At 42.9% G+C, this 773-nt stretch carries 2 protein-coding genes; both read left to right on the forward strand.

The genetic code is table 11. From position 1 onward, the window contains the following. A partial coding sequence (locus N1032_RS24935; RefSeq protein WP_259543242.1) for a hypothetical protein occupies window positions 1-362 on the forward strand: 362 nt, incomplete at its 5' end. A gap of 26 nt (window positions 363-388) precedes the next feature. Continuing rightward, window positions 389-773 (forward strand): dCTP deaminase (locus tag N1032_RS24940; RefSeq protein ID WP_259543243.1); only part of this gene is annotated, 385 nt, incomplete at its 3' end.

The raw sequence follows: 773 nt of genomic DNA on the forward strand, positions 1-773 counted from the left end.
TGCCTTTACACTCCGGCATGTGTCTGACATTGGATTACTTCCGAGCTTATGACACATCTGTTGCTCATATGTGGTTACCTGAAAACCAATACTTTGTTGCAACAGAAAGGGATATTCCTTATCTGCGTCGTAAAGCTCCTAATGGACGTATGATTCCGGTGTCGAATAATCGTGAAGCGGCTATGATTGCGCTTAGCGGTCGTCAACAATCAGTATCGTTAGACGAAATCAACATCACAAGCACCGCCTCAATGAACATCAACAGCGCATCGAATATGATTCGTCGTGCTTTAGCTGAACGTTGGGGAGTTAGTATTGATGTGTTGAGCGCTAACCCTGTTACGCCAGTAAACACTCAATAATAATACACAATCTTTAAGGATGAAGAATGAGCTTACTAGGAAGTAAAGAACTGCACGAAGTTATTGATAATGGGTATCTTGATGCGCTACATGAAAATGTTAATGCAGCATCTATCGACATTCGCATTGGCGACACAATCCTCTTGGAAGGCCGAGCAGATGGAATCGTCGATATCGATGCCAAAGAAAACCTCAATTGGGAAGAAGTCAAAATTCCTGATGATGGTATCGTTATCCCTCCTGGAGGCTTTTTCTTAGCTCATAGTGTAGAAGAATTCAATTTGCCTGATACGATCTCCAGCCAATTCATCCTTCGTTCTTCGATGGCTCGTGTTGGTATGAATCATCTCATGGCAGGTTGGGCTGATGCAGGATTCCACAAAAGTAAGCTTACGTTTGAGTTCCATAACG

The organism is Herbiconiux daphne, assembly GCF_024979295.1.
GTDB lineage: Bacteria > Actinomycetota > Actinomycetes > Actinomycetales > Microbacteriaceae > Herbiconiux > Herbiconiux daphnes.